The 581-nt window shown below is 71.6% G+C and carries 1 protein-coding gene; it reads right to left on the reverse strand.

Going from position 1 to position 581, the window contains the following annotated elements; translation table 11 throughout:
• Window positions 1–34: 34 nt before the first annotated feature.
• Window positions 35–397: a YciI family protein gene (locus ACFVHV_RS41380; protein ID WP_359915582.1), complete on the reverse strand. Its 363-nt coding sequence runs from the start codon at window positions 395–397 to the stop codon at window positions 35–37.
• Between the last annotated feature and the right edge of the window lie 184 nt (window positions 398–581).

Consider the following 581-nt stretch of genomic DNA (forward strand, 5'->3'; position numbering starts at 1 on the left):
GCTCCGGCCCCCGCGGGCGGAGCCGGGCCCCGGCTCACATCTCAAGTCCCTGTTCGAACATCACCTGGCGGACCTCCACGCCGGTGTGGCGGGCGTCCGGGATCAGCCCGGCGAGCTCGATCGCGCGCTCCCTGGTCTCGACGTCGACCAGGTAGAAGCCGCAGACGAACTCCTTGGTGTCCAGGTACGGGCCGTCGCTGTGCACCGGGCCGCCGCCGCGGACCCGTACGGTGGTGCTCCGCTCGGGCAGCGCCAGCGACTGCGTGGTGACCAGCTCGCCGGACTCCTTGATGAGCTTCATGAAGTCGCCGTGGCCGGCGTAGACGGCCTGCTGCTCGGCGACGGACAGGCCCTCCCAGAGCACCGGGTCCATGTGCATCACGAGCAGGTACTTCATGATTCTCACTCCTTGGGCCACGGCCCCCGGCTTTCTCCAGGGGTCCTCACAGGGGACGTCGGAGCCGACGGCCCGTTTTCGACACGAAAGCGCGCGGCCGGCCGTGGAGATCCACGGCCGGCCGCCCGGGGGGGAAACGGCAGCGCACCAGCAGGGCGGCCCGGGGTGCGGTCCGCGCCAGCCC

The organism is Kitasatospora sp. NPDC127116, from assembly GCF_042677365.1.
In the GTDB taxonomy this organism is placed as follows: Bacteria; Actinomycetota; Actinomycetes; order Streptomycetales; family Streptomycetaceae; genus Kitasatospora; species Kitasatospora lactacystinica.